The organism is Agrobacterium sp. RAC06 (genome assembly GCF_001713475.1).
Classification (GTDB): Bacteria; Pseudomonadota; Alphaproteobacteria; order Rhizobiales; family Rhizobiaceae; genus Allorhizobium.
Window position 1 is genome coordinate 1513628 of record NZ_CP016499.1, and the last position, 26436, is coordinate 1540063.

The window sequence follows — 26436 nt, forward strand, 5'->3', positions numbered from 1 at the left end:
AGGGCTACTGACAAAGGTGTGTCAGTTGAGATGAGGTCTGACCCATGCGCAAGGCGTCCCGGCTGTTCGAGATCATCCAGACCTTAAGGCTTGCTGCCCACCCGATAACGGCGCAGCAGATCGCGGAAAAACTGGAGGTCACGCAGCGGTCGATCTACCGCGATATTGCAGCCCTCCAGGCGATGCGCGTGCCGATCGAGGGCGAGCGCGGGATTGGCTATATCCTGAGGCCCGGCTTTCACCTGCCGCCCCTGATGTTCACGCCGGAGGAAACCGAGGCGATCGTGCTTGGCATGGCGCTGACCAAACGCACGGCGGACCCAGAGCTGCGCGAGGCGTCGGTCCGCGTGCTCGACAAGATCGCGGCTGCCGTGCCCGCCCCGCTGAAGGAGGCGATCGTGTCGCGCACGCTCTATGCCTGGGGGCGTGTGGCCGAGGCCCCTGAGACCATCGACTTTTCGATGATCCGCCGCGCCATCCGTGACGAGCGGACGCTCGAGATCGACTATGTCAGCGAGCAGCGGGAGGAAACGACACGGCGGATCCGGCCGATCGCGCTGATTTATTACTCGGAGGCGGCGGTGGTCGTCGGCTGGTGCGAGCTGCGCGAGGGCATCCGTAATTTCCGGGTTGACCGGATGAGAGACTGCCGGGCGACAGGCGCACATTTCCGCCGCGAGGGGGACCGGCTGCGGAAGTTGTGGGTGGCGGGGTGGGACACCTCCGGCCAGGGCGGTTAGAGACGTGCCAGCACTACTGCAAATGAAACGCCCGCCGCTTCTGGAGCGACGGGCGTAAAGACTTTGCGAAAAACCGGTAGTCGTGTCGTGGACTCAGGCGACCGCCATCCGCCTGGCTTCCCGGAACGACACCAGACGACCGCGGGCTTCGTCCCAGAGAACCAACTTCACGCAGGCGAAGCTTTGCATCAGTGTGATGCGGCTGATCGTCTTCAGCTCCGGATGATCGCGCAGGACTTCCGGCAGACGGTAGAAGGGGATCTTGCTCGACAGGTGATGCACATGGTGCACGCCGATATGGCCGGTCAGCCAGCGCAGGCCCCAGGGCAGATCGTAGTGCGAGGCGCCGTGGAGAGCGGCGTGCTGGAACTGCCACTCCGGAGGGTTGGACCAATGGGTGTCTTCGAACTGGTGCTGGACGTAGAAGAGCCAGATGCCCAATGCGCCGGCGAGCAGCACGATCGGCAGATGCACGATGAGGAAAGCATCGAGGCCTGCAAGCCAGATCATCAGCGCCGCCATGATAACCATGCCGGCATTCGTTGCCATGGTGGAGACCCAGGGCAAAGCGCCGTCCTTCATCATGCCGAAGGGCAAACGCTGCTTCAAGAGGAAGACCCAGATCGGGCCGATGCCGAAGAGCACGACCGGATTGCGATAGAGGCGGTAGCCGAGGCGGCCCATCGGGGACAGGGCCTTGTATTCGGCAACGGTCAGCGTGGTGATGTCACCGACGCCACGTTCCTCGAGATTGCCGGCGGTCGCATGGTGTTCGGCATGGGCCCGGCGCCAGTAGTCGTAGGGCGTAAAGGTCAGGACGCCGAGCAGGCGACCGGTCCAGTCGTCGATCGAGCGACGGGCGAAGAAGGCGCCGTGGCCGCAGTCATGCTGGATGATGAAGAGGCGCAGCAGGAAGGCTGCCGCCGGCACGACGAGCACGAGGCCCGGCCAGAAGGCGTATTCGAAGCTTGCCCAGGCACCGAGCCAGAGCAGGACGAAGGGCACGAGCGTGACGCCGAGCTCGAAGCTCGAGCGCGTCAGGTCCGGTTTGCGATAAGTATTGACGATTTTCAGCCAGGCCTTGGCGTCAGGGGTCTCGTCTTCGACGATTTGATCGTCGCGGTAATCGAATGCAGCGCTCACAGGCCGGCCTCCGAAAGGTTGGTTTGATCGGGGAAGGCGGCAGAGAGGCTAATGACGCCCGATATCGGGGCGCGCGACACGGGGCATCCGAAGGAGAGGCCCGCAGCAATGGTCATGGTCGGCTGGCTTTCGTGACTTAGAGATCGCCCGTCACTCCTGGAACGGGTGGCCTCTCCTATCAGATCATGGAGGCCTTGTCGCCATGGAACACTGTCGCTTGTCCGGCTGCGGCATTTCGCCGGCCATTGTGCATGGCGTCCCGGAACACTTGTGAACCGGGACGCTGGTCTTCTGGTCAGGGACGAGCGGCGCTCATCAGCCGGCCGGCTTCAGTGTTGCGAGGATCTTTCCGACTTCGGGCATGTTCTGGGCTTCGGTTTCCGTGGATGCCCAGTAGGTGACGATGGCGATCTTTTCGTCAGAAAGGCCAATGATGCCCACGCCGATGGAGACGGGACCGTCCTTGTCCGTCCCCTTCCAGTCGATGGTCTCGAACGGCATGCCGTTCAGCTGGTCCTTTGATTCTTTCTGAGACGCCGGATCGGGCACGACACCGTTTTCTTCCAGGAAGCCGAAAACGTCGGTCATGACCTGGTCCATGTCTTCGGCGCCTGCAATGTCGAAGGAGATATAGGTGCCGGCGTCAGGAGAGTTCGCCTCGACGCCGTAATCGGTCTCGGTCGGCTGCCAGTCATCGGGGATTTCCACGGTTGCGGCCGGCTCGTCGGAGGGGAAGGTAAAACTGCCTGCAAGTGCGGTGGACGCGGTGATCAGGAGGATTGCGGTTGCGGCGAGAAACTTGTTCATCGGAGGGTCCGTTGATGAGGGATGAGACGTGCCAGATGGTGGCTTTTTCAAGCCGCAGGTGGCGCGTTGTCGTAGCAAGCAGAGGTCAAGAAAGTCGTACTGTTTTTGCGTGAAACGGCCTACAGCGTTGAAAAAAATATCGATCCTTCACGATATGATGAAGAAATATTGAAGGAGCGTATTCCACGGCTTGCCACATCACTTTTTCGCCGCGGTGCAAAAGCCGCTTTCTGCAATGTTTTCCGCCGCTTCCCGCGCGCCTTTCGCTTCGTGAACAGCCTTGAAACAGCGGTTTTCCGGTTTTTGCTTGTATCGACGCCATCCTTTCCCTATATTGCCGGCATCGAAGATTGCGAGCGACTTTGTCTACGCGCTTTTAGCGCACGCCAGATTTCCTTCAACGTCGATATACCAGCCGTCGAATGTCTCGGCGGCAAGCCCAACGATTGAAAGGAAATCGTTATGAACACAGGTACCGTAAAGTGGTTCAACAGCACCAAGGGTTTTGGTTTCATCCAGCCGGATGAAGGCTCTGCCGACGTGTTTGTCCACATCTCTGCAGTTCAGCGCGCCGGCATGCGCGACCTCGTCGAAGGCCAGAAGATCGGCTACGACATCGTCCAGGACAAGCGTTCTGGCAAGAGCTCGGCCGACAACCTGCGCGCCGCTTAATAATTTGTCGCTCGCCCCCGCTGATAACGGATTTACCGGCAGAGGGGGCTGAGTGGCGAGGGAAGGTCGGGTTCCGCCCGGCCTTTTTTGTTTATCCTGTGATCGAAGCCATCAGCCGCGATCCACATCTTTGCCCGATTTTGTCGGGATCTTCGCCGGGGCATGGCGCGTTAGCCTGTCGTATCCCCTCCTTTGAAACTCGAAAACAAGCGGGCATCAACGCCCGGAAAGGAAACGACCGTGCAAGTTCTCGTTCGTGACAACAATGTCGACCAAGCACTCCGCGTGCTGAAGAAGAAGATGCAGCGCGAAGGTCTCTTCCGCGAGATGAAGGCCCGCAGCGCCTTTGAAAAGCCGTCGGAGAAGCGCGTGCGCGAAAAGGCGGAAGCCATTCGTCGCCAGCGCAAGCTCGCGCGTAAGAAGATGCAGCGCGAAGGCCTTCTGCCGGCTCCGAAGAAGGCAGTGCGTACGCGCTAATGACGCTATGATCCGTGCGCCTTCGGGCGCGCGGACCCGCCCTCCCCGCCACGAAGGCGCAACGCAGTTTGCGACGCGGGCAGGGACCAGACATGCCGAGACAGGCAGCCAGGCTGCAGGAAGGATCCGGACATGACCGCCACCAAAGAGACCTTCTTCAAGCCTGAAAAGGTTTCCCCGCAGGACAAGGCAGCCACGACCGACAGCGTCGCCCGTTCGCTGATCGCTCAGGAAGCGACCGCGCGCGAACGCAAGACGGAAACGCTGAAGGCGCTGCGCATGCAACGTGAAGCGCTCGAAGCCGAGCAGGCCCCTGCACCGAAGAAGCGTGCCGTGAAAAAGGCCGTGAAGCGCGGCTGAGCCGAGCGCAAACGACCACCAAGTCAGAAATTCCAGGAAGCCGGGGCTGCGGATGCTGCCCCGGCTTCTTTCATGTCATTTCTTCGCCGCCGTCAGATTGAAATAGGCGCCTTGCGGGTCCTGGCAGGCTGCGATCCAGGCGCCACCGGGGACCTCATGGGGGCCGAACATCAGCTGCCCGCCGAGAGACTTCATCCTGTCGATCGCCGAGTCGATGGCCGGGACGATGAAGAAGAAGCCCCAATAGGGCATGGGCATCTCCGGCGTCTTGTTCATCATGCCGCCGATGCCCCGATCGCCGAGCTTGAAGGTTTGATACGTCCCCAAATCACCCATATCGACTGCCATGTCCTTTTCCCAGCCGAATCGGCCGGCGTAGAAGTCCCAGACCTTTTCCCAATCACCGGCCATCAACTCGTTCCAGCCGACCGTGCCGGTGCTGCCGGGGGTCGGCCAGCTGCCGGTTTCACCATCCGGCATCTTCGGCGTCATGAGGCAGACGACGGCGCCTTGCGGATCGGCGACGACGGCGAAACGGCCAATGCCGGGGATATCCTCCGGCGGGCGGTGGATCGCGCCGCCGTTCGACTCGTATTCGGCGGCCGTCTTGTCGACATCGTCGACGGCGATATAGCCGGTCCAGTTGGGTGGTATGCCCTGCCCTTTCATGTCCTCGGTCAATGCCATCATTCCGGCCACGCCGGAAGGGAAACCGGGTACGGCGAAGGTGGTGTAGGTAAAGCCCTCCATCTCCATATCGGTCGGCTCCCAGCCGAGCAGCGGGCCATAAAAGGCCTTGGCCGCGGCCGGATCGGGGGTCATCAGCTCGTGCCAGATGAATGTGCCATGCATGCGCAGTCCCTCTCTCAATCTGTCGGCGATCAGCCGATGCGTTTTGCTTCGCTGGTCATGAAGGTGTGAAAGCTGCCGTCGGGTTGGCGAACGCTGCCCGAGAAGGTTCTGGTGTCATCATCGACGAAGTGGATGACATCACGATAGGTCTCGGTCCGCGACGGATCCTGCATGCTCGGCCCCTCGGCCTCGAGCACCAGCGTCTGGCCGTCATCTTCCAGCCAGCCCTTGTAGACCCAGAACTTGTCCATCATCGAGCCGATCCAGCTGCCGACATAATGGCCGAGGCTCGGATCGTAACCGATGGTCATGATCATGGTAGCACGGCCGCCTCTCGTACCCATACCGCCCTCACCTTCCGCGACCACCCAGAGGCCGCCGATGGAGCGGATCTTTTCGGTCCATCGCTTCTCGGGATCGTCGGGGTCGTAGCCTTCCATCCCGGTCGAGGTCAGGAAGAGCCAGTCGCCGACCAGCCGGTCGAGGACACGGTGATGTTCGCTGGGTTTGGCAAACTCCATGATACCCTCCTTAGTGGCAGCAACCGGCCTTTTCAGCCGGCTTGGCGACATACTCGTCCTTGCGCTTGACGAAACTCAGCGTGCCCGTCTCGTTGCGGCCGAGCGGCGCGTGGTCGAGGATCATCAGTGTGCCCAGCGCCTCCTCCCCGCCCCGGGCATATTGCGAATAGGTATGGAAGATCTCGCCCTCGTCGTTGCGGTAGAAGGCGGACAAACCCGGCAGCTCGTCGAAGGCCCGGTCGCTCGGCGTTTCGCGGAAGTTGTAGTTCACCGCGCCGGAAGCGAGCTCCTCCTTGGTGAAGGAGACGTGGAAATCGTAGTTGAAGTCGCTGCCTGCGGACGAGACCCAGGGGAAGCGCCAGTTCATACGGCGCTTATAGGCCTCGATCTTTTCGAGCGGCGCCCGCGATACGGTGACGAGGGTAACGTCGTGATTGTTGAGATGCGGCAACATGCCGTCGATATGATCGGCGAAGAAGGAGCAGCCCTCGCAGCCGGCCTCCCAATCCGGATGAAACATGAAATGGTTGATCATCAGCTGGCTGCGACCATCGAACAGGTCGGCAAGCGTCTTTTCGCCCGATGGCGACTGGAAGCGGTAATCCTTCTCCATGCGCACCCAGGGCAAGGCGAGGCGCGCGGCATTCACCCGGTCGCGCTGACGGGTCAGTTCTTTTTCCTGCTCAAGCAAGGTTTTGCGGGCCTCCAACCATCCTTCCCGCGAAACAACCGAATATTCCATTTTCCCGATCCTCCTCTTGACAATTAGGTTGATATCAACATATTTAGTCCATGTCAAACATGCCCCTGATTCCTTACGCCACGACCATCCACGTCAAAGATACCTGCCTTTGCCTGCATGCCCAGCGCGCGGCGCGCGCGCTCGCTCGTCGCTTCGATCTAGCACTGAAGCCGGTCGGACTGACCAACCAGCAATTTTCCCTGATGATGGCGCTGAACCGGCCGGAACCGCCGCCCATGGGGCCTGTTGCCAGACTTCTGGCCATGGATCGCACCACGCTGACGGCCGCGCTGAAGCCGCTTTCGGCGCGCGGTTGGGTATCGATCGAGCCGGATCCGAAGGACAAGCGCGGCAAGCGGCTGCGGCTCACGGAGGAAGGTGCGCGTACGCTGTCCAGCGCAGTGCCGATCTGGACCGATCTGCATGGCGAGATCGAGGCCGGCATGCAGGCCGACCCCGCGATCCTTCGCCGCGGACTGCTGGAGGTCAGTGCCTGACGGCTGCCTCAGCCGAGGCCAAGCGGCAGGGCGACCAGCGGACCGATCAACATGACTGTCGCCATGGCGAGCGCCACACGGTCGCGGCCCTCGAACAGCGGCCCGCGGAAGGCGGATGCCGGGTAGCTGCGGCGAATCTCGTGACGGGTCACCTCGTTGACCGGAAGATCCGGCGACAGGCGATGATCCTCATAGATTGCATTGGCTGTGGTGGTTTGCATGGTTTCGTCCTCGATTGTGGGTATCGAGGTCCAACCGGGAACAAGGGCAAAGGGTTCCCCTCCGCGCTTATTGCGCTTTCCGCTGGACTGGCGGTTGCGATTGGCACCGGCGCAGTGACGGCGCCCGGCCCGGACAATTGACGCGGCTCAAGAGCATGCGACGCGGACATGAAAAAGGCCGGCGCGAGGCCGGCCTTCGGGCGGTGGATATCTCAATTGAGACCGATCAGATGACCGAGACCGGAACTTCGGTCGAGGTGCGCATGGCGTGGCTGTAGGGGCAGACGATGTGGGCGGCCGCAACCAGCTTCTCGGCCAGTTCGCGCTCCATGCCGGGGATCTCGACCGAAAGCTTCACTTCGATGCCGAAGCCAGTGCCGTCTTCGCGGGGGCCGATGCCGACTTCGGCGTGGACCTTGGCGTTTTCCGGGATCTTCACCTTTTCCTTGCCGGCAACAGCCTTCAACGCGCCGAGGAAGCAGGCTGAATAGCCGACAGCAAAGAGCTGCTCGGGATTGGTGCCGGTTGCGCCGTCGCCGCCGAGTTCCTTCGGGGTGGTGAGCGTGACATCGAGGACGCCATTGTCGGAGGCGCCATGACCGGAGCGGCCGCCGGTGGCATGTCCGTGTGCGGTGTAAAGAATAGCCATTGGATGTTCTCCTTGTTTTGCGGTTGGTGAATTTCTATATAGCGCACAATTGAATTGCGCGCAATTGTTTTTTGCGCATTGAAATGTGCGCCAGTTTTGGTCACTGTGGAAACAATAGATGCCGAAAGGGGTTCATCAAGGGCTATGGATGACGAAACGCTGGAAAAGGAACTGAGGCTGGACAAGCAGCTGTGCTTTGCGCTCTACGGCGCCGCACATGCCTTCACGCGCGCCTACAAGCCATTGCTCACGCCTCTAGGACTGACCTATCCGCAATATGTGGTGATGATGGCGCTGTGGGAGGAGGACGATCTCTCGGTGAAGGCGCTGGGTGAAAAGGTCGGCCTGGATTCCGGCACGCTGTCGCCGCTTCTGAAGCGGCTCGAACAGATCCATTACGTCTCGCGCCGCCGGGATGCGGCCGACGAACGCGTGGTGTTCATCACGCTCACCGAGGAAGGGCGCGCCCTGAAGGGTCGAGCGCTCGAAGTCTTTTCGACGATCGGCAACCAGATCGGCTGCGACATTGCCGAGATCGAGAGCCTGCGTGACAGTCTCAAGCGGCTGAAAGGCCATCTCGAGGCGATCGAGGAGAACCGATCCTGAAAAGGCGCTCCTTGAGCCTCGACAGCTTGTCTGATTCTCACTCTTGGTTACGGAGCAAACTGCCGCCTTGTACGTTGTGGAACAATGGACAAGGCGCGCAATCTTTTCGATATCGTCAGTGGCAAGCTATGGCTTCTGCCTCTCATCTTTTCGGGCCTTTCGGCCCTACTCGCCATACTGCTGATCAGCTATGGACACCTTCTGGGGCCCGATGTCGTGAGCGCGGGATGGTGGCTCTATAGCGGCGAGGCCGAGACAGCGCGGCAACTGCTGAGCAGCCTGTTGGCCGGGTTGATGACGATGACGTCGCTCGTTGTCTCCGTGACCTTCGTCATCCTGACGCTTGCCGCCAGCCAGCTCGGTCCGCGGCTGATTTCGCAGTTCATGTCCGACCGGCAGATCCAGTCCGTCATCGGTCTATTCATCGGCACGATCCTCTACCTCATTCTCGTTTTGCGGATGATTTCCGACACGCTGGGCAAAGACGGCGTTCCGCATCTGGCGATCTCGGTCGGCAGCCTGCTGACCGTGATCTGCCTGATGTCGCTCTTGTTCTACATTCACAAGGTGGCGCGGCTGATCATCGCCGACAACATGGTGCAGGCTCTGCATCGCAATCTGCTGGTGACCCTTGATGAGGTTTTGCCCGGCGAACCGACGAAACATGTCGAAGAGGCTGCCCGTTTTGCAGGCATAGGTCAGCCGGTGGCATTAAGGACGGTCGGGCACGTACAGGTGATCGATTATGCCGCGTTGACCCGCATCGCGGTAGAAAAGGATCTGCGGATCGACGTGGCCGTGAGGGCCGGTCAGTATCTGTTGGCGGAAGGCGATCATTTCACGATTTTTACCGGAGACACCGGCGAAGGGACTGACATAGACGACGAGACGATCGCAGCCTTGCGTGCCTGCTTCACCATCGGGCTGCAGAACACCACCGCGCAGGACCTCGAATTCAGCATACGACAGCTGACCGAGATCGCGGTTCGGGCCCTTTCGCCGGGGATCAACGACCCCTTCACAGCAGTCGCCGTGGTCGACCGGCTGGCGGCCTCCTTCGAGGCGGTGCAGCAGCGCCCCCTGCCCTATCGGCAGTATCACGATGACGATGGAGTGCTGCGTCTGATCGTCAGCCGTTCCGACTATCGCCGCATGCTCAACACCGGCTTCCGATCGATCCGCCAGGCGGGCGCCGACCAGCCGCTCGTGCTGATGCGGATTGCCGCCCGGCTCGCGGACCTCTCCCATTCCGTCCGCTCGCCCGACCAGGCAGATGCGCTGAGGGAGCAGTTGGCGGCGCTGGAACAGACGGTCGAGGAATGCCATTCCATCGAGCACGACAAGTCGTCCATGCAGGTCTACCTCAGCGAAACTCGGCAGGTTCTGGCCGCGATCGAGACGGCGGCGGCTGACAATCCGGCTTGATCGCTGGCCCTCCGCCTCTCCTGCCGCGTGCCTCCCTGATGCCTTGATTGCCCCCGATGCAGGCAGCAGAAGGAGAGATTCGCATGACACCATCGAGAACCCTTACCGCTCGCCGTATCACCGCCCAAATCCAGCTTCTCGTTCTGCCGCTGATGCTCCTGGGCATAGCTATGCCAGCGTCCGTGCAGGCTGCCGAAGGCCAGATCGTCGCGGCGGCCAAGCGCGTGGAGCAGAAGCTCGGCATGCGGGTCGGGCTTTCGGTCATCGACACGGGCAGCGGCGCAGTCGTCGCCTACCGGGACGATGAGCGCTTCGCCATGGCAAGCACCTTCAAGTCGCTCGCCTGCGCGGCAGCCCTGTCGGGTGGCGATGCGGTTCTCGAGCAGACGACACGCATCACAAAAGCGGACCTGCGACCGCATTCGCCGGTGACGGAGACGCGGGTCGGCACGAGCCTCTCCACGCGAGAGCTCTGCGAGATCACGCTGCGGACCAGTGACAATGCCGCCGCCAATGCGATCCTCAAAGTGCTCGGCGGGCCGGCCGAAGTGACAGGCTTCCTGCGCGGCATCGGCGATGCGACCACGCGGCTTGACCGTTATGAGCCAGAGGTCAACAAGGCGAAACCCGGCGACCCGCGCGACACGACGACACCGCAGGCGATGGCGCAGACGCTTCACCGGCTGTTGCTGGACGGCGCGCTCCCGCCACCGGCCCGCGACCAGCTGGAAGCCTGGATGGCGGCGAATGCCGTGGCCGGCGGCCTGCTGCAGGCCAAGCTGCCAAAGGGCTGGACAATCGCCGATCGCGGCGGTGCGGGCGGGCATGGCACGCGTGGGGTGGTGGCGCTCCTGCGCCCGCCGCAAGGCGCGCCGCTCGTCATTGCGATCTACATGGACGGCAGGAAACATCCGCTGATGACGCGGGACGCGGCGATTGCCGAGATCGGTGAAGCGGTCTTTGAAGAGTTTGCGCGATGACTGGGCGGACGATTGTCCGTCTGGCTTTCACGCTGTCGCTGGCAACGACACTGATGGCGCCCGGCACGCATGCCATGGCGCAGGAAGCCGGCACCACGGCAGAAGCACGGTCGGACTGGCAGCGGAAGAAATGCGACGTCTACCGGCAGGCCTTTGCCGAGATCCTCGACCATGTCGGACGCGAGGGCGTTTCGGACATATTCCTGGTCCGGAACCAGGCATTCATCGACAGCGGCTGTCTTGCCGATATCGATGCCTGTCCGCAGACGGAGGCCGACATCGAGGTCGCCAATGGCCTGACCATCGCCAGCATGAATGCGGGTGCTGCGAGCTCGTTCAGCCCATTTCGCTGTCGGGAATAAGCCGCGTCAATCCGCCCCTCGGCCGGCGGGTGGAACGAGGAACCGATCTGCACGCGAAGGGTTGTCCTTCGGTCAACTGCGGTGACGACACCTCCGGGTGAGCGCCGCACAGACCATCAAGGAGAATGCCCATGCAAGTACCGCAGAATGCCGTGATTGCCGTTGCCGACGGCGAGAAGCTGAGCCTCTTCCAGAACGAAGGGAATGCTCTTGATATCAAGCTGAAGGCCATTCCGTCCGACGAGATTGACGGTTCGAAAATCCCGTCCGGCGCCCGCCATTCCAGCAGCGCCGCCAATCCCGACGACAGCCAGCAGGACGAGGACGGCTTCAGCAACGGTGTCACCGAAATGCTGAACAAGCAGGTGCTCGACGGCAAGATCAAGAGCCTCGTGATCGTTGCTGCGCCGCGGACGCTCGGCGAGATGCGCAAGAGCTACCACAAGCAGCTCTCCGCGGTGCTGGTCGGCGAACTCGACAAGGACCTGACCGGCCACACGGTTCAGGAGATCGAAAAGGCGCTTGAAGCCGCCTGATCTCGACGAGCATTCGAGACCCCGCAATGCAAACAGGCCCCGCCGTCACCGGCGGGGCCTTCTGTCTTCTTGCGGTGATTGCCGCGCGCGATCCGATCAAGAACGCCGGTTACTGGCGGACGACGATCTTTGCCTTGGTCGGCACGCGTTCGTAGAGATCGATGATGTCCTGGTTCATCAGACGGACGCAGCCGGAGGAGACGGCCTTGCCGATGGAGCTCCATTCCGGCGAACCGTGCAGACGGTAGAGCGTGTCCTGACCATTCTGGAAGATGTAAAGCGCACGTGCACCCAGCGGATTGTCGAGGCCGCCGGGCTTGCCGCCGTTGCGGACCGAGTATTTCTCCAGTTCCGGCTGACGGGCGATCATCTCATCCGGCGGGGTCCATTTTGGCCATTTCTGACGCCACTGGATGACGCCGGCGCCACCCCAGGCAAAACCGTCGCGACCAATGCCGACACCATAGCGCATGGCGGTTCCGCCACGCTCGACAAGGTAGAGAAAGCGGTTCGGGGTATCGACGACAACGGTGCCGGGGGCTTCGCCGGTGGGATCGATCACCTGCTGGCGATAGAAGCGCTCCGGAATGCGCCAGTACGGGACGGCCGGAATGACGTAGCCGCCATCATAGACCTCGCCATACATTGCATCGAGTTCGGGCGTGCGGCCGCTCGGTGCGGCCGGCACGACCGGCCCTTCCAGACGGGTGCCCGGCGGGAGCGGACGGGAGGTGGTCGTGCAGCTGGCCAGCAGGGATGCCGCGCCGAGGCCTGTCAGGGACAGAAGCGAACGGCGGGTCAAATTGGGTGTAGAGGACATTTAGGTATGAGTTTCCTGTAGCAGTTCTGCGGATGAAGACGCTGGGAGGTGCGCTTTGTTCCGCGATGATGCGATGCAAACAGGAAAGGTTCAATTAAAGCAACGCTACCACCCCCTCACGTTTTGGAGAGAGGGCTAAGGTCGCAAATGAGTGTCGCTAAATGACAACAATCGGGGTGTTGTCGGGCACGCGATCAAAGAGGTCGATGACATCCTGATTGAACATCCGCACACAGCCCGAGGACGTCGCCTTGCCGACCGACTGCCAGTCCGGCGTGCCGTGGACACGGTAGAGCGTATCCTTGCCGTCCTGATAGATGTAGAGCGCACGCGCGCCGAGGGGATTGTTGAGGCCTGCGACTAGACCGCCGCGGGCTGCGGAAACGGGCCTGAGGTTGGGATTGTTCTCGACCATGTTGTCGGTCGGCGTCCAGTGCGGCCATTTCGCCTTGCGCTGGATCACGCCCCGGCCCGACCAGGCATAACCGTCACGGCCGAGCCCGACGCCGTAGCGGATCGCCTTGCCGTTCGGCTGGACGAGATAGAGGTAGTGCGCCCTGGTGTCGACGACGATGGTGCCCGGGGCTTCCGTCGACTGGTAGCTCACCTCCTGGCGCAGCATGTCGGAGCGTACGCGGTCGAGCGGGATGGCGGGAAGCGTGTGGCCGTCATCGACCATCACGCCGTAGAGCGTCCGATGCAGCGGGTTGGAGACCGGCAGACCATAGGTCTGGTGGAACTGGGTGCGGTAAAGGTCGCGCTTTTGCGGTGCGCTCTGGTCGGCGGCCGGCGGCGTGCGGGCCGGATCGTACCAGACCGGGGCCACCTCATCCTGGAAGACCTCGATGTTCATGCGGCTGGTATCGGTCATCAGGATGCAGCCTGAGAGCGAGCCGACAAGAGCCGTACCGAGGCCGAGCGACAAGAGCCGCTTCGACAGGAGGGAGGCCGGGCCGGACGGGAGAGGCTTCAACATGCTGCACCGATTCACTGACATCGTTGCCGGCACCCTGTCAGCTGCGGCTGGCGCGAAGCTTATGACCGGGGGTGACTTGCGTGCGCCGTCATGTTGCCCCCCCGAATTGGAGCTGTGACGTCGTGGTGCCCGCATGTGGGGAATTGCTTCGGATAGACTTTTACCGGAAGTCGTATTTCCCCTTCAGATCGGCACGCAACTATGATCTTTAGTATTGCAGATATTAGTGTTTCATAACTTTTTAAGGCGTCTCGATCACGATCCGTTCAACATTTCACATCTGGGCAGGGCGAACGAACGTGCTTCACAACATGAAGATTGGCAGCAAGATCTATCTGGGCTTTGGGTCGGTGCTGGTCGTGCTCGGCGTCATCGCCGGGGCCGGCGTCTATTCAAACCTCAGCAACGAGGCGTCATTCGCGGAATATCGCGAGAGCGCGAGGCAGACGAACGAAGCGGGCCGTATCCAGGCCAATATGCTGGAAGCGCGGCTCGCCTTCCGCAAGTTTCGCGCCGACCCTTCGGACGAACTGAAGCAGGATGTGACGACGCGGCTTGCGACGACAAAGGCATCGGTCGACACCATGCTGAGCTATAAGCTGAGCGACACGGCAAAAACGGCCGTTTCCGGCTACCACGGCATCATCGACACCTATGCGCAGGGCTTCGACAAGGTCGTGACGCTGCAGACCCAGCGCGAAGAACTCGTGGACGGAACGCTCGACACACTCGGGCCGAAGATGGCCGCGGAACTGGAGGCAATCAGCGAGTCTGTTGCGACCTCCGGGAACGTCGAGGCGGTCGCTACGCTCGAGCGATTGAAGTATGACATCAGCAGCCTCCGCCTGGGAACCAACAAGTTCCTGCTGAACAACAGCGATGACGCATTCGAAAACGCCAAGACGTTTGCCGAAAAGGCGCGTGAGGAAGTCGCAGAAATCAAAGCGAGCTCAACCGATCCCGCCGCGACTGCTACGCTCGACAGGCTTGCGACCGAATTGGCGACCTACGAAGCCGCCATCCAGTCGGTATATGAGGTGATCAAGAGCCGGAACCAGTTGATCAGCGAGACGATGAACGTCGCCGGGGATCAGCTGTCGAAATCGGTGGAGCAGCTCAAGCTAGACCTGAAGAAGCAACAGGACACGCTGGGGCCGAACATCCAGTCGACGATGGAGACCGCCGTCGTGATCGGCAGCACGCTCGCGGCCGTCGGCATCTTCATGGCCGGTTTCATCGCCTTCTTCATTGCGCGCAGCATCACGCAGCCGATTGGCCAGATTACCGGCGCCATGGGTTCGCTCGCCGACAACAAGCTCGACACCGCTATTCCAGGGCTCGACCACCAAAGCGAAATCGGTCTGATGGCCAAGGCCGTCGACGTCTTCAAGCAGAACGCCATCAAGATCCGTGACATCGCTGCCCAGGAAGCAGCCCTGCAGGAGAAGAATGCCGACCTGCAGTCGAACATTGCGACCGTGGTCGATGCCGCCGTTGCCGGCGACTTCACCCGTCGCATCACCAAGCGCTACGACAATCCGGACCTCGACCGTTTCGCCGCCAACGTCAACACGCTGGTTCAATCCGTCGATGCCGGCATCGCCGAGACCGGCAGGGTGATCTCCGCGCTTGCCCAGGGCGACCTGACCGAGAGCATGGAAGGACACTATCAAGGCGTCTTTGCCAGCTTGCAGACGAATGTGAACGAGGCCATGGCCAGCCTGCGCAACCTGATGCAGCAGGTTCGCCAGTCGGCCGATGCGATCAATGGTGGCGCCGACGAGATCCGCCAGGCCTCGAATGACCTGTCGCGCCGCACCGAGAACCAGGCCGCCTCGCTGGAGGAAACCTCTTCGGCGCTTGAGGAAATCACGGTCGCCGTCAAGACCTCGACCGAGCGGGCGCAGGATTCGAGCAAGATGGTGACGGAAGCCCGGCAGTTCGCAGAGGCTTCTTCCGGCGTGGTCGGCGAGGCGACGTCGGCGATGAGCCGGATCGAACAGGCCTCGAAGGAAATCTCGCAGATCATCAACGTGATCGACGAAATCGCCTTCCAGACCAACCTTCTGGCCTTGAATGCCGGCGTTGAAGCGGCGCGGGCCGGCGAAGCGGGCAAGGGTTTTGCCGTCGTCGCCCAGGAAGTGCGCGAACTCGCCCAGCGTTCGGCAACGGCTGCCAAGGACATCAAGACGCTGATCACCAAGTCCTCGCAAGAGGTGCGGACAGGTGTCGACCTCGTCGGCTCAACCGGCCAGGCGCTGAGCGACATCCAGACGAAGGTTGTCGGTATTGCGAGCCAGGTGACCTCGATCGCAACGGCCGCCCAGGAGCAGTCGACGGGTCTCGCCGAGGTCAACATGGCCGTCAACCAGATGGACCAGATGACCCAGCAGAATGCGGCGATGGTGGAAGAAGCCGCCGCCAGCACCGCAAAGCTCGCCGAAGAGACCGCGCATCTACGCGCCCTCGTCGCGCGCTTCAAGGTCCAGAAGGACGGTAACGCCCAGCGCTACGCGGCCTGATCGACCCAAAAGCTATCCTGCAAGACAAGACCCCGGCGCTTCGCACGCCGGGGTCTTTCATTTCTGTCTCAACGTTTAAGCGCCGGCAGCGGCCGCGGGCTTGCCCTCGCCTTCGCGCGGCAGGCGGATATTGGGGAGGAGGAGCGCCGCGATCAGGCCGATCACCATCATGCCGGAGGCCGTCAGGAAGAGCGGCACGAAGGCGTCGGAATAGGCGTTGGCAACCAGGGCACGGGCGGCCTCCGGCAGGGCGGCGAGCCCTTCGGGTGTGAGGTTGCGGAAATCGACGCCACCGGGAAGCGCGATCTGGACCTGGGTGAGGCCGGAGCTGACGATAGCGCCGTAGATGGAGATTGCGATCGCGGCGCCGCCCATGCGCGTCAGCGTGACCGTTCCGGTGGCGGCGCCGACATCAGCGCGGGAAGCGGCATTCTGGACGCCGATGACCGGAACCTGCTGGCCGATGCCGACGCCAAAGCCCTGGAACAGCATGACCAGCGCGATGAAGATCAGCGGGGTTCCGGCATGCAGGAAGGAGAAGATGCCAAGACTGACAACGCCGAGGGCTGCAGACGCAATCGAGAAGGGTTTGTAGCGGCCGCTTTTCGCGATCAGCCGACCGGCGGCGATCGAGCCGATGGCGATGCCGCCTGTTGTCGCGACGAAGAGCAGGCCGGCCATGGAGGGCGAGAGGCCCGTCGTCGTTTGCAGATAGAGGGCGATGTAGTTGACCGATCCGATGCCGATGGCGCCCGAGACCAGCGAGATGACCAGCAGCAGGTTGATCGTCGGCTTGGCAAACAGCGAAAGCGGCACGACGGGCTCGGGGGCACGACGCTCGACAAGCACCCAGCCGATGGCGCAGAGCGCACCGAAGGCGACGACGGCAAGGCTTTGCCAGGCGATCAGCGAGCCGAAGATCTGGCTGCTATCGGCCCAGAAAACGATGGAGGCGACGGCACCGGCGAGCAGGATCGCACCGGCATAGTCGATCTTCGGTTTGCGGTTCGGCTTGCGATAAGGCAGCAGAAAGGCAAGGCCGATCAGGACGGCGATGCCGATCGGCAGGTTGACGAGGAAGATCGAGCGCCAGCCGAAGAGATCCGACAGCGTGCCGCCGAGGACTGGACCAAGCGCGCCAGAGGCCATTAGCACGAGGCTAGAATAGCTCTGGTAGCGGGCCCGTTCGCGCGGTTCGAAAAGATCGGCATTGATCGAGAAGATCGAGACCATGATGCCGCCGCCGCCGAGCGCCTGCAGCACGCGGGCGGCAATCAGCGTATCCATGGAGACGGCAAGACCGCAGACCAGAGAGCCGAGCGTGAAGATCGCGATGGCTGCCATGATCACATACTTGCGGCCGAAGAGATCGCCGAGTTTGCCATAGAGCGGCATGACGGCGCTGGTCGTGAGCAGATAGGCGGAGCCGACCCAGCCGAAGCGTTCCAACTCGCCGAACTCGCCGACAATGGTCGGAAGCGCCGTCGAGACGATCTGGTTGTCGAGGGTCGCCATGAACATGGCGGACATCAGCAGGAGATAGACGAAAAGGCGGAGCCTGGGATCAGTGACCAGCGGCGTATTGTCCGCTGTCGGCGCGGCGGTGGCGCTCGCTGTCGGATGCGGTTCGAAACGGGGATCGGGCCCGGTGGGGGCGGCGGTGGTGGCTCTGGTCATGGATCGGGGGCTCCTGTCTGGCCACAAAATGTGCCCCTCGCATTTATATGTCAATAGCACATATTTGCTAAAAGCATTCATTTTGCTTTCCGCACCGTTCAACTTTTGCTATGCTGGAACCATGATGCCTGCTTCGCACACCAAACTCTCGAACACTGAGCCCGAAACCGCGGATGCCCTGCCCGACAGCCTGCCGGAAGGGGGCGACGCCTCGCTGGCTGCCATCGGGCAAGCCATGACGCGCATGCGGCTGTTGATCGGCCGCCGCTTCATCGGGCGCATGGCCTTGCAACGCATCGGGACGGGGCTCGAACTGTCGGACCTCGATGCCATCGGCGTAATCAAGCGGATCGGCAGCCAGCAGGAGGTGACGGTCGGCACGATCGCCGAACAGCTGAGGATCGATCCTTCGCGGGGCAGCCGGATCGTTGCGGATCTCGTCAAACAGGGGCTTCTGGAGCGCGCGGCCTCGCAGGAGGACGGCCGCCGCAGCCTTGTCAGGGTGACGGCTGCGGGCCGCAAGGTGCTCGATGACATCGAGGCCATCAAGCGCGAGACGATCACCGAGGCGACCGCCGGTTGGTCCGACGCGGATGTGGAGACATTCGGGCGGCTCTATGCCCGCTTTACCGAGGGCCTGGAGGCGCAATTCAAGCGCTTCGAGCAGGACGAAGGCTGACGGTCTCAGGGCGGCACGGCAGCGCGCAGCTGGAACGGAAACGACCCGACCGGCACTCCCTCCCCCGAGAAAATGCCGGCCGGTCGTCATGGGACTGGTTGTTCACCACCCTCCCCGCTCCGCCAGGACAGGAAGGGCTTGCGTCCCACGCCGAAGGGAATGGCTCAGACCGGTTTCGGCCCTTGCAAGGCGTTGTAGATCTTCTTCGCCAGGATTGCCGAAATCGGGACCGAAAGGACGAGACCGGCTGCGAAGGCGGATGCGATCTGCCAGCCTTCGCGCATGTCGAGCGACAGAACCGCGATCACCGCCGCACCGCCAACGGCGCTGGCGACGAGGATATAGAGAACTGCAGCGAGGCGAAGCATGATCGTTTTCCTTCGTGTTCATGTCTTTCTGTTGTGACAATAGGATCAACCCGGCAAGTTTCCTTGATCTGGCTCAAGTCTTTGCCTGAAATTGCTTAGACCAAAGGCGAAGCGCTTCACGTGCACCGTTAACACTGTTTTAAGCCTGTTCTTGCCGGGGCTGCACGCTTCCTCCAAGGTTCTGGCCTGACAGTGAAAGCCGTAAACGGAACGGACACATGCCTTCTCGACGCTCGGTCATGATCGGCCTTGGCGGGCTCTTTGCGACAGCGGGCCTGCCCGGCGGCCTGCGCCTTGCATCCGCCCAGACGCTTGCCATGGCGGAACTGCGCGGCGGCTTCGACGCGGCCGAAGCCGGGATCCTGCCGGGCACCGAAGACGACCAGAGCGCCAAGCTGCAGGATCTGATCGACCGAGCGGCGGCCATGGGCCAGCCGGTCTTCCTGCCGGCCGGCACCTATGAGGTCGCCAATCTCGAATTGCGCGATGGCAGCCGGATCGTCGGCGTGCCGGGACTGACGCGACTTGTCTATCGCGGCGACGGACATCTGATCGCAGCCCAGGACATCCGACGCCTCAGCCTGTCGGGCCTCACCTTCGATGGCGCCAATCGCTGGCTTGCCGATTATACCGAGGGGCTCCTCTCCTTCCGCAGTGTCGACGACGTGACGATCGAGGCTTGCGAGATCACCGGCAGCCGCAAATGCGGGATCTATCTGGCACGCTGCGGCGGCCGCATTGATACCACGCGCATCTCGGGCGCTACTGATGCCGGCATCTGGGCGATCGAAGGCAAGGCCTTCTCGATCCGCAACAACCAGATCTTCGACTGCGGCAATGGCGGCATCCTCGTGCATCGCTGGACGAAGGGCGAAGACGGCAGCGTCATTGCGGGCAACAGGGTGGCACGGATCGGCGCGACCAATGGCGGCACCGGGCAGTATGGCAACGGGATCAACGTCTTTCGCGCCGACAATGTGCTGGTGTCGCAAAACCATGTGTCGGACTGCGCCTTCTCGGCGATCCGGGCCAACTCTGCCTCCAACATCACGATCAGCGGCAACCAGGCCTTCCGGTCCGGCGAAACGGCCATCTATGCCGAATTCGAGTTCGAGGGCGCGCTGATATCCGGCAACATCATCGATGGCGCAGCGATCGGCATTTCGGTCGCCAATTTCGACCATGGCGGGCGCCTGTCCACCGTCAGCAACAACATCATCAGGCGGATCGTCAACAAGGGCCCCTATGTGCCGACGATCAGCAGCTTCGGCTTCGGCATCTCGGTCGAGGCCGACACGCTGGTCAGCGGCAATCTCGTCGAAGGCGCTGAGACGGCGGCGCTCGCGATCGGCTGGGGGCCCTATCTGCGCAATGTCATCGTCAGTGACAACATCCTGCGCGACAGCCCGGAAGGCATACGGGTGAGCGTGGTCGAGGGCGCCGGCCAAACTGTGATCCGCGGCAATATCGTCGAGGGTGCGGATAAGGGCGCGATCCTCGGATATCGCTGGAAGGAGCGCGTCGGCGACAAGCTTTCGGATGGAGAGACCGACTACAGGCATCTCAGTATCGCAGATAATGCGCGCATTACGCGGTGACACGATCAAGGCCATGCTTGTGCGTTAACCAAGTGGAAACCAACACCGGTATTTTCGGGTAGTCGTAATCTCTGTTTAAGGTCGCGCTGATCTAATCGCCGACGACCCTAATGCAGCGAAGCCCATGTTCCTGAAACTGCAGAACACCATTCTCGAGATGATCGCGACGGGGCATCCCCTGGCGGAGACGGTCGATAGACTCTGCCGCGAGGTGGAAGCGATCAGCGACGATGTCGTCTGCTCGGTGCTGCTGCTCGACGACGAGCGGCGGCTGAGGCATCTTGCCGGTCCATCGCTGCCGCTCGAATACACCTCCGCCATCGATGGCACCGCGATCGGACCCGGCGTCGGCTCCTGCGGGACCGCCGCGCATTTCGGCGAGCCGGTTCTGGTCGAGGATATCGACACACATCCCTACTGGCAGCCCTACAAAGGCCTGGCTTTGCCGAACGGCCTGAGGGCCTGCTGGTCTACACCGATCATCGGCGCCGGAAAGGTGCTCGGCACCTTCGCCTTCTACTACCGTGTCACGCGCGGTCCCTCGGATGCAGAAAAGGCGGCCGTCGAAGCCTGCGTGCATCTCTGCGCCATCGCCATAGAGCGCGACCAGCGGATCGCCGAGCGACGCAAGCTCGCTGAAACCGACAACCTGACCGGCCTGCCCAACCGCAGCCGCTTCAACGAGACGATCGATGACGTGTCGCGCCGCGGCCAGGACTGGGCGCTGATGCTGATCGACCTCGACAATCTGAAAATGGTCAACGACACCTTCGGCCACAGCGCCGGCGATGACCTGATCCGGATCGTGGCGCATCGCTTGCAGGATCGCGCTCCCGCAGAGATGACCTTCCGCCTCGGAGGTGACGAGTTTGCCGTGATCGTGCCTTGTCTGGAGGCAACGGACCCGACAGAACTCGCCGAAGCGTTGATCCAGCGGATCAAGGAGCCGGCCGACTGCGCTGGGCACCTGATCTATCCTGCCGCCACACTCGGCGGCGCAAAGGCCGGCCTGGAGCGCAGCCCGCAACAGGTGCGCCAGAACGCCGACTACGCGCTCTATCACGCCAAGGAACGGGCACGCGGGCGCTATCTCGAATATGCACCGGGTCTCGGCACTTCCATCGTCAAGCGCTTCCGCGCCGTGCAGGAGGTGGATCGGGCGCTGCGCGAGGACCGCATCGACGCCCATTACCAGCCGATCGTCGAACTCGCCACCGGGCGGATCATGGGATTTGAGTCGCTCTGCCGGATGAAGATGGCCGATGGCAGCATCGTCGCTGCCGCCCATTTTCAGGAGGCGATGAAGGATGCGCATGTGGCGATCGAGATCACCGAGCGCATGCTGGAGCGCATTGCGGCGGCTTGCAACGAATGGCAGCGAGACGGGCTGCAATTCTCGCGTATCGGTCTCAACCTGTCCGCCGCCGATTTCCACCGTGGTGGACTGACGCAGCGGATCGTCGATGCGGTGAGCCGCGTCGGCCTGCAGCCCAGCTCGATCGTCGCCGAGGTCACCGAATCCGTCTATCTCGCCCAGAAGGACAACGTGATTGCCGAAGAGATCCGCGCCATGCGCGAGGCCGGCATCAAGGTGGCGCTCGACGATTTCGGCACCGGTTTTGCGTCGCTCACCCATCTGCTGACGGTCCCGGTCGATGTCATCAAGATCGACAAGTGCTTCGTTCGCCGCCTGGCCGACGCCGGAAGCGGATCGGTGATCACCAAAGGGTTGCTCGACATCGCACGAGGGCTCGGCATCTGGGTGATTGCAGAGGGCATCGAAGAAGAGGGCCAGGCCGAGCATCTGTTGTCGCTCGATTGCAAGGCAGGCCAGGGCTATTATTTCTCGCGTCCCATGGATCGCGACAGCGTGCGGGAGATGCTTGAAGTCAGCCAGTTCCATCCGGACTGGTCACGCATTCTCCTGGAACGCGAACGGCAATTTCTTCCCAAGGTCGGTTGAGAGACCGGCGGCCACGGCCGCCCGTCCCTGCAACCTCTCTCCGCTTCAGTTCCGTGCGGTCTGGCGACTGCCGACCCAGCGGATCAGTTCGCGCGCCTCCGGTGGCGGGCGCTTTTCGACCCTACGATAGAGGCGGCAATCGCGGGTGCGGGTGAGAAGCCCCATATTGACCAGTTCCCGGCGGATCAGCACGTGATCGCCAAAGCCGTTGTGGCGCATCAGCACCGCATTGACCGCCTTTTCCGGCATGTCCTCGCCCGCGGGCAGGAAGGACCAGAGCACCCAGAGCGCCAGTTGCTGCTGGTTGAGCTTGCCCGGCCAACGGACGAGGATGTCGGTTCCGGCGAAGCAGCGGGCGGTGAGTTCGACGCGGCGGAAATCCACGGCGGGCTCTGCTTCGACCACCACTGGATGGGCCAGACGATCTTCGGCCGCGCGGCTTGCCTTGAAATGCTGGTAGTTGCGAAAGCCGACGGCGCGGGTCAGCATGTTCAGGAGCTCGACATGGCCGGGCAAGTCTGCCCGCGCTTCAAGTTCGCGTTTCAGGTTTTTGGCAAGCGCCGACAGATCGGGGGCTGCGAAGGCATGTGTTGTCTTCGACATCTCATTTCTCCTGGTCGTGCCCGGTCTTTGAAAGGACCACATGGCCGGTGGTCACCGACTTCCGACGGGGCACGGGAAAACGAGCTTCGTCGATCAGAAGAAAGGCAGGTTTAGCTCCCCTTGTCGGGGCGGTGACGCCTGGGTGAACTGCAGACCCTGGAGGCTCAGCAATAAACGCAGCTCGGGCATGCTGTCAATTGCGGCGACGATCAGCAAAATTCATCGATCCCATCAGCGCGAACGGCTTTTCCAGAGCCCATCGGCGCGATAGCCTCCGGCCCACCAATCAAGGAGACCGGCATGCTGAAGATCTATGGCGTCTACAAGTCGCGCGCGACGCGCATCCTCTGGCTCGTGGAAGAGCTCGGCATACCCTTCGAGCTGGTGCCGGTCATCCAGGCTTACAAGCTCAAGGATCCGACGGCGTCGGATGCGCGGCTCAATACGCGGTCGCCGGAATTCCTCGCTGTGAACCCGATGGGCAGCATTCCGACCATCGAGGATGACGGGCTGGTCTTGAACGAGTCGCTGGCCCAGACGCTTTATGTGGCGAAGAAGCAGGGCGGCACGATTGCGCCGCGCGATCTCAACGAAGAAGCGCAGATGCTGCAATGGTCGCTGTTTGCAGCAACCTCGATCGAAACGGATGCACTCAAGATCTCCATGGCCAATGCCAGCGGCAAGCTGGCTTCGGCAGAGGGACAGGCGGAAGCGGCCGAGGTCGCCAAGATGCTCGCGCGGCCGTTCGGCGTGCTTGAGGCACATTTCTCGCACAATGATTATACGGTCGGCGGACGTTTTACCGTTGCCGATATCAACCTGGCCGAGGTCGTTCGCTACGCTCAGGCCTATCAGCCCATCTTCGAAGCGCATCCGAAGACCGCCGAATGGCTGGCACGCATCCAGTCGCGGCCGGGCTTCAAGGCGATGTGGGAGAAGCGGCTGGCCGAGGTGGAGTAACTACTCTGGTCCCTATCGATTAGCCCGTGCAAAGGGACGCACCAGCACCCAATAACCCGTGTGGCGGTGGACCAGCCCAGTGACCACCACCAGCCGGATGAGCTGCACGAGGACCATGGCGGCGGCAGCGCCGGTGATCCCGTAGAGGGGGACCAGCAGCAGCATCAGGCCGAGGCAGGCTGCGACCGAAATGGAGACGATGGCAAGGCTCAGGCGATAGCGGCCCTGGACCACGAGAAGTTCAGCTGCCTGGCCGGTAGCGGCGCGGACGATATAGGCAAGCCCCAAAAGGACAAGACAGGGATAGGCGGAGACGAAGGCCTCTCCGAAAAGGTGCAGCAGCGGATAGCCGGCGGCAAGCGTCAGCGCCACCGAGGGGATGGTGAGCCAGAAGGTGGCATTGGTCGAGCGGGTGATGCGGGCCTGTAGCCCTGCCCTGTCGGCAGAGGCGAGCGAGAGTGAAAAGCCACGCGCTGCGACCAGCATGAAGCCATATTGCACGAAGGCGGCGAGCGAGAGCGAACGCTGGGCGGCGAAATAGAGCGAGGCCTGATCAGGGCTTACCAGAAAGCCGAGGATGAGCACGTCGATCCAGACGAAGAGCTCCTCCGCCGTCATTGCCGGCATCATCAGCACCGAAGCGAGCAGCCAGAAGCGGCGGCGCTCCGGTGTCGTTGCGGTGGGCGCGGCTTTCTTCGGGAGGCGGGCGCGCAGGAGGAGTGCCTGGACGATGAGGACGACGATCGAGGAGAGCACGACGAGAGCAAGGACGGTTACCGCATCGAGGGGCAGGCCCGAAAGCCTCGCCAGACCGACACCGGTCATGACCAATACGGGCCGCAGGATGAAACCCGGCACGGTCGAGAGCGCATACCAGCCGAAGCCGCGGGCAACACCCGTCACATAGGTTTCGAGCGACAGGACGGGGAAGCCGAGGGCCAGCACGCCGATCGGCAGCAGGAAGGCCGGATCGACGAGGCCCGGCAGGACAAGCAGGAAGGCAATGGCAAGAGCCGCCAGCAGGCCGGATCCAAGGATGACGGCGCGGAAGCCGGTCGCGAGATAGCCCGTCAGATGCGCGTGTTTTTCGCGCCGGCCATAGCGGGGAATGAAGCGGGCGGCGGAATCGTAGAAGCCGAGCACGCCGATCTGTCCAACGACGCTGACCCAGGTCCAGAGGATGACATAGACGCCGTAGTCCTCGAGCGCCATCAGCCGGGCGAGCAGGATCTGCAGGCCGAGCCCGACAAAGGCGGCAGCGATGCGGACGGAAATGCTGACAAGCGCCCCGCGCAGGCCGGGGTCACGCACCGCCTGCTGCAGCCTGGCGACAAACCGGGCGATCATGGGATGCAGCACAGGACCAGGACCATGCTGCCGCCATGGCGCCCAAGGAGGCGCTGGACCGCGTCGACCGCGGACAGGAGGCGGGCTCGAATTTGCGCCCCGAAGCGATGGTAGATAGACCGGACATGCGGGCGAAGGCCTGCCATCCAATGATGGCAATAGAGCCGGCCGAGGCTGGTCAAGGGAACATAGAAGGCCGTCAGCGGCTCCGTGGCGTTGGTCCAGCTCGACTTGTAGGCGGAGGGATCATTGAGAAAATCGAAGCGGCGGATCCCGGTTTCGATCGCCCAGCGCTGGGCGCTCTCCATCTGCACCTTGCCCGGCGAGTGTTTCTGATAGGCAAGATCGATGGCGCCGAGGAAGCAGTAATAGTCATCGCGGAAGCGCATGCCGATTTCCATGGCGATCGGGCTGCCGTCGAGCGTCAGCGCATGCAGGTAGACGCCGTCATCGCCCTCGTTCGCCCTGGTGCCGAGATCGCGGAGGAAGGCGGCAAAACGTGGATCAAACACGTCGCGCCCGAGGCGGCCGGTGTCTCTCAACCAGGCCTGTTTGAGGGCAATGCAGCGATCGACGTTGTCAGCGTAACCTGCACTTCCTGCCGGATAGACGCGATAATCGAGGGCGCCCAGCTTTTCCAATCGGTTGCGGCGGCTGTTGCGCTGCAGGCGCTGTTTCTTCGGCAAGGCGCGGTGATGGCTTTCCCAGTCAGTGATAGCAGAGAGATCGAGGATGGAGGATTGCTGACCGTCTTCGGGGCTTACGCCCTGGCCTTGCAGAATATCTGCGAGCAGGGCTGATTGTGGTACATGGTCGAGGCAGACGGCATCGAGCCCACGATCCCTGCGGATCTCATCGAGGACTGCGCGACCAGCGTCACGATCAAAACGAGCGGGATCGTAAAGCAGCGTCGAATACTGGTTCATCGGTGCCGTCAGCGGAACGAGAAGCGTGATCGCCGGACTGATGCGGCGGGTCATCATCGGCCAGATCATCACGCAATCGGCGCCATCCCACAGTACATAGACCCGGGCGCGCACATCCGTCTTTTCCGGCGCGAGGAAAACCCTGCACCAGGACAAACACCAGTCGAAGCTCTGGAAATAACCGAAAGGCTCCGGGCAGCGCGTTTCAAGCCCCTGCCAGACATCCCTCAATGCTTCGAGTTCATTGAGCGTTTCGAGGCATTCGAGCTCCAGGTGGCGGCCATGGCGCACGAGCGGAATGGCCCAGCTACGGCCGGCGCTGGCCACGGCGACGCGGTCTCGCCCTCTGATCGCAACAGTCATGAAACTCGGCCTCGTCGTTTGCCCACGATGGGTCGTGGCCGCAG

Annotated in this window: 30 protein-coding genes; 16 read left to right on the plus strand and 14 right to left on the minus strand. The window is 62.3% G+C overall.

Annotation, left to right across the window (positions count from 1 at the left end; translation table 11 throughout):
• Nucleotides 1–44 precede the first annotated feature (44 nt).
• Nucleotides 45–740 carry a helix-turn-helix transcriptional regulator gene (locus tag BSY240_RS07365; protein WP_069041867.1) on the plus strand — a complete coding sequence of 232 codons (696 nt, stop codon included), beginning with the start codon at nt 45–47 and terminating at the stop codon, nt 738–740.
• Between the two features lie 93 nt (nt 741–833).
• Here BSY240_RS07365 and BSY240_RS07370 read toward each other — a convergent pair whose 3' ends face one another.
• Both BSY240_RS07370 and BSY240_RS07375 read right to left on the minus strand, forming a co-directional pair.
• Nucleotides 834–1883, minus strand: coding sequence for a fatty acid desaturase (locus BSY240_RS07370; protein ID WP_069041868.1), 1050 nt, complete (start codon nt 1881–1883; stop codon nt 834–836).
• Nucleotides 1884–2198: 315 nt separating this feature from the next.
• Complete coding sequence (locus BSY240_RS07375) at nt 2199–2690, minus strand: hypothetical protein (RefSeq protein WP_054151123.1); 492 nt, start codon at nt 2688–2690, stop codon at nt 2199–2201.
• 105 nt (nt 2691–2795) lie between these two features.
• Between BSY240_RS07375 and BSY240_RS07380 the strand changes: the two genes are divergently transcribed.
• From BSY240_RS07380 to BSY240_RS07395, 4 genes are all read left to right on the plus strand, one after another.
• Nucleotides 2796–3140, plus strand: a complete 345-nt coding sequence (locus BSY240_RS07380) for a hypothetical protein (RefSeq protein WP_069041869.1) — start codon at nt 2796–2798, stop codon at nt 3138–3140.
• 12 nt (nt 3141–3152) lie between these two features.
• The gene (locus tag BSY240_RS07385; protein WP_006727165.1) at nt 3153–3362 is read left to right on the plus strand and encodes a cold-shock protein; all 210 of its coding nucleotides are present in this window, start codon (nt 3153–3155) and stop codon (nt 3360–3362) included.
• 240 nt (nt 3363–3602) lie between these two features.
• On the plus strand, nt 3603–3839 hold the full coding sequence (gene rpsU, locus BSY240_RS07390) for a 30S ribosomal protein S21 (protein WP_054151125.1): 237 nt from the start codon (nt 3603–3605) through the stop codon (nt 3837–3839).
• 132 nt (nt 3840–3971) lie between these two features.
• Nucleotides 3972–4199 (plus strand): hypothetical protein, encoded by a 228-nt coding sequence (locus BSY240_RS07395; protein WP_006727163.1) that lies wholly within the window; start codon nt 3972–3974, stop codon nt 4197–4199.
• Between the two features lie 75 nt (nt 4200–4274).
• Here BSY240_RS07395 and BSY240_RS07400 read toward each other — a convergent pair whose 3' ends face one another.
• Genes BSY240_RS07400 through BSY240_RS07410 form a run of 3 tightly spaced genes read right to left on the minus strand, consistent with a single transcriptional unit; the run spans nt 4275 to nt 6314 of the window.
• Nucleotides 4275–5051 carry a VOC family protein gene (locus BSY240_RS07400; RefSeq protein ID WP_069041870.1) on the minus strand — a complete coding sequence of 259 codons (777 nt, stop codon included), beginning with the start codon at nt 5049–5051 and terminating at the stop codon, nt 4275–4277.
• 29 nt (nt 5052–5080) lie between these two features.
• A complete protein-coding gene (locus BSY240_RS07405; protein WP_069041871.1) occupies nt 5081–5572 on the minus strand; it encodes a DUF1579 domain-containing protein in 492 nt (163 codons plus the stop codon).
• A 10-nt stretch (nt 5573–5582) separates the two neighbouring features.
• Complete coding sequence (locus BSY240_RS07410; protein WP_069041872.1) at nt 5583–6314, minus strand: DUF899 domain-containing protein; 732 nt, start codon at nt 6312–6314, stop codon at nt 5583–5585.
• A gap of 50 nt (nt 6315–6364) precedes the next feature.
• Between BSY240_RS07410 and BSY240_RS07415 the strand changes: the two genes are divergently transcribed.
• Nucleotides 6365–6811 carry a MarR family winged helix-turn-helix transcriptional regulator gene (locus BSY240_RS07415; RefSeq protein WP_069041873.1) on the plus strand — a complete coding sequence of 149 codons (447 nt, stop codon included), beginning with the start codon at nt 6365–6367 and terminating at the stop codon, nt 6809–6811.
• A gap of 8 nt (nt 6812–6819) precedes the next feature.
• Here BSY240_RS07415 and BSY240_RS07420 read toward each other — a convergent pair whose 3' ends face one another.
• Nucleotides 6820–7032, minus strand: coding sequence for a hypothetical protein (locus BSY240_RS07420; RefSeq protein ID WP_054151130.1), 213 nt, complete (start codon nt 7030–7032; stop codon nt 6820–6822).
• A gap of 226 nt (nt 7033–7258) precedes the next feature.
• A complete protein-coding gene (locus BSY240_RS07425; protein WP_054151131.1) occupies nt 7259–7681 on the minus strand; it encodes an organic hydroperoxide resistance protein in 423 nt (140 codons plus the stop codon).
• 144 nt (nt 7682–7825) lie between these two features.
• Between BSY240_RS07425 and BSY240_RS07430 the strand changes: the two genes are divergently transcribed.
• The 5 genes from BSY240_RS07430 (at nt 7826) to BSY240_RS07450 (ending at nt 11590) form a co-directional block, all read left to right on the plus strand.
• Complete coding sequence (locus BSY240_RS07430; protein WP_054151132.1) at nt 7826–8287, plus strand: MarR family winged helix-turn-helix transcriptional regulator; 462 nt, start codon at nt 7826–7828, stop codon at nt 8285–8287.
• A gap of 84 nt (nt 8288–8371) precedes the next feature.
• Nucleotides 8372–9712 (plus strand): DUF2254 domain-containing protein, encoded by a 1341-nt coding sequence (locus BSY240_RS07435; protein ID WP_069041874.1) that lies wholly within the window; start codon nt 8372–8374, stop codon nt 9710–9712.
• 83 nt (nt 9713–9795) lie between these two features.
• Nucleotides 9796–10692, plus strand: coding sequence for a class A beta-lactamase (gene bla, locus BSY240_RS07440; RefSeq protein ID WP_210183769.1), 897 nt, complete (start codon nt 9796–9798; stop codon nt 10690–10692).
• On the plus strand, nt 10689–11054 hold the full coding sequence (locus BSY240_RS07445) for a hypothetical protein (RefSeq protein ID WP_069041875.1): 366 nt from the start codon (nt 10689–10691) through the stop codon (nt 11052–11054). Before bla ends, BSY240_RS07445 begins: the two co-directional genes overlap by 4 nt.
• Nucleotides 11055–11185: 131 nt before the next feature.
• Nucleotides 11186–11590 carry a host attachment family protein gene (locus BSY240_RS07450; protein ID WP_069041876.1) on the plus strand — a complete coding sequence of 135 codons (405 nt, stop codon included), beginning with the start codon at nt 11186–11188 and terminating at the stop codon, nt 11588–11590.
• A 109-nt stretch (nt 11591–11699) separates the two neighbouring features.
• Here BSY240_RS07450 and BSY240_RS07455 read toward each other — a convergent pair whose 3' ends face one another.
• Together BSY240_RS07455 and BSY240_RS07460 are read right to left on the minus strand one after the other, a co-directional pair.
• Nucleotides 11700–12410: a L,D-transpeptidase gene (locus tag BSY240_RS07455; protein ID WP_069041877.1), complete on the minus strand. Its 711-nt coding sequence runs from the start codon at nt 12408–12410 to the stop codon at nt 11700–11702.
• A 157-nt stretch (nt 12411–12567) separates the two neighbouring features.
• A complete protein-coding gene (locus BSY240_RS07460; protein ID WP_054151137.1) occupies nt 12568–13386 on the minus strand; it encodes a L,D-transpeptidase in 819 nt (272 codons plus the stop codon).
• Between the two features lie 311 nt (nt 13387–13697).
• Here BSY240_RS07460 and BSY240_RS07465 point away from each other — a divergent pair, with 311 nt between their 5' ends.
• Nucleotides 13698–15908 (plus strand): methyl-accepting chemotaxis protein, encoded by a 2211-nt coding sequence (locus tag BSY240_RS07465; protein WP_236759330.1) that lies wholly within the window; start codon nt 13698–13700, stop codon nt 15906–15908.
• Nucleotides 15909–15983: 75 nt separating this feature from the next.
• Here BSY240_RS07465 and BSY240_RS07470 read toward each other — a convergent pair whose 3' ends face one another.
• Complete coding sequence (locus tag BSY240_RS07470) at nt 15984–17585, minus strand: MDR family MFS transporter (protein ID WP_150127428.1); 1602 nt, start codon at nt 17583–17585, stop codon at nt 15984–15986.
• A gap of 124 nt (nt 17586–17709) precedes the next feature.
• Between BSY240_RS07470 and BSY240_RS07475 the strand changes: the two genes are divergently transcribed.
• A complete protein-coding gene (locus BSY240_RS07475) occupies nt 17710–18264 on the plus strand; it encodes a MarR family winged helix-turn-helix transcriptional regulator (RefSeq protein ID WP_171901556.1) in 555 nt (184 codons plus the stop codon).
• A 164-nt stretch (nt 18265–18428) separates the two neighbouring features.
• Here the strand turns inward: BSY240_RS07475 and BSY240_RS07480 are convergent, their stop codons facing one another.
• Nucleotides 18429–18632, minus strand: a complete 204-nt coding sequence (locus BSY240_RS07480; protein ID WP_054151139.1) for a hypothetical protein — start codon at nt 18630–18632, stop codon at nt 18429–18431.
• Nucleotides 18633–18850: 218 nt separating this feature from the next.
• On the opposite strand from BSY240_RS07480, the gene BSY240_RS07485 reads away from it, so the two are divergent.
• Both BSY240_RS07485 and BSY240_RS07490 read left to right on the plus strand, forming a co-directional pair.
• Nucleotides 18851–20230, plus strand: a complete 1380-nt coding sequence (locus BSY240_RS07485) for a TIGR03808 family TAT-translocated repetitive protein (RefSeq protein WP_069041879.1) — start codon at nt 18851–18853, stop codon at nt 20228–20230.
• Between the two features lie 124 nt (nt 20231–20354).
• Nucleotides 20355–22193 (plus strand): putative bifunctional diguanylate cyclase/phosphodiesterase, encoded by a 1839-nt coding sequence (locus BSY240_RS07490; RefSeq protein ID WP_069041880.1) that lies wholly within the window; start codon nt 20355–20357, stop codon nt 22191–22193.
• A gap of 45 nt (nt 22194–22238) precedes the next feature.
• Here BSY240_RS07490 and BSY240_RS07495 read toward each other — a convergent pair whose 3' ends face one another.
• Entirely contained in the window at nt 22239–22796 is a 558-nt protein-coding gene (locus BSY240_RS07495; RefSeq protein WP_069041881.1) for a DUF2087 domain-containing protein, read from the minus strand.
• Nucleotides 22797–23096: 300 nt separating this feature from the next.
• On the opposite strand from BSY240_RS07495, the gene BSY240_RS07500 reads away from it, so the two are divergent.
• Nucleotides 23097–23756, plus strand: a complete 660-nt coding sequence (locus BSY240_RS07500; RefSeq protein ID WP_069041882.1) for a glutathione S-transferase family protein — start codon at nt 23097–23099, stop codon at nt 23754–23756.
• A 12-nt stretch (nt 23757–23768) separates the two neighbouring features.
• Here the strand turns inward: BSY240_RS07500 and BSY240_RS07505 are convergent, their stop codons facing one another.
• The gene (locus tag BSY240_RS07505) at nt 23769–25103 is read right to left on the minus strand and encodes a lipopolysaccharide biosynthesis protein (RefSeq protein ID WP_069041883.1); all 1335 of its coding nucleotides are present in this window, start codon (nt 25101–25103) and stop codon (nt 23769–23771) included.
• A complete protein-coding gene (locus BSY240_RS07510; protein ID WP_069041884.1) occupies nt 25100–26392 on the minus strand; it encodes a GNAT family N-acetyltransferase in 1293 nt (430 codons plus the stop codon). Before BSY240_RS07510 ends, BSY240_RS07505 begins: the two co-directional genes overlap by 4 nt.
• Nucleotides 26393–26436: the final 44 nt, after the last annotated feature.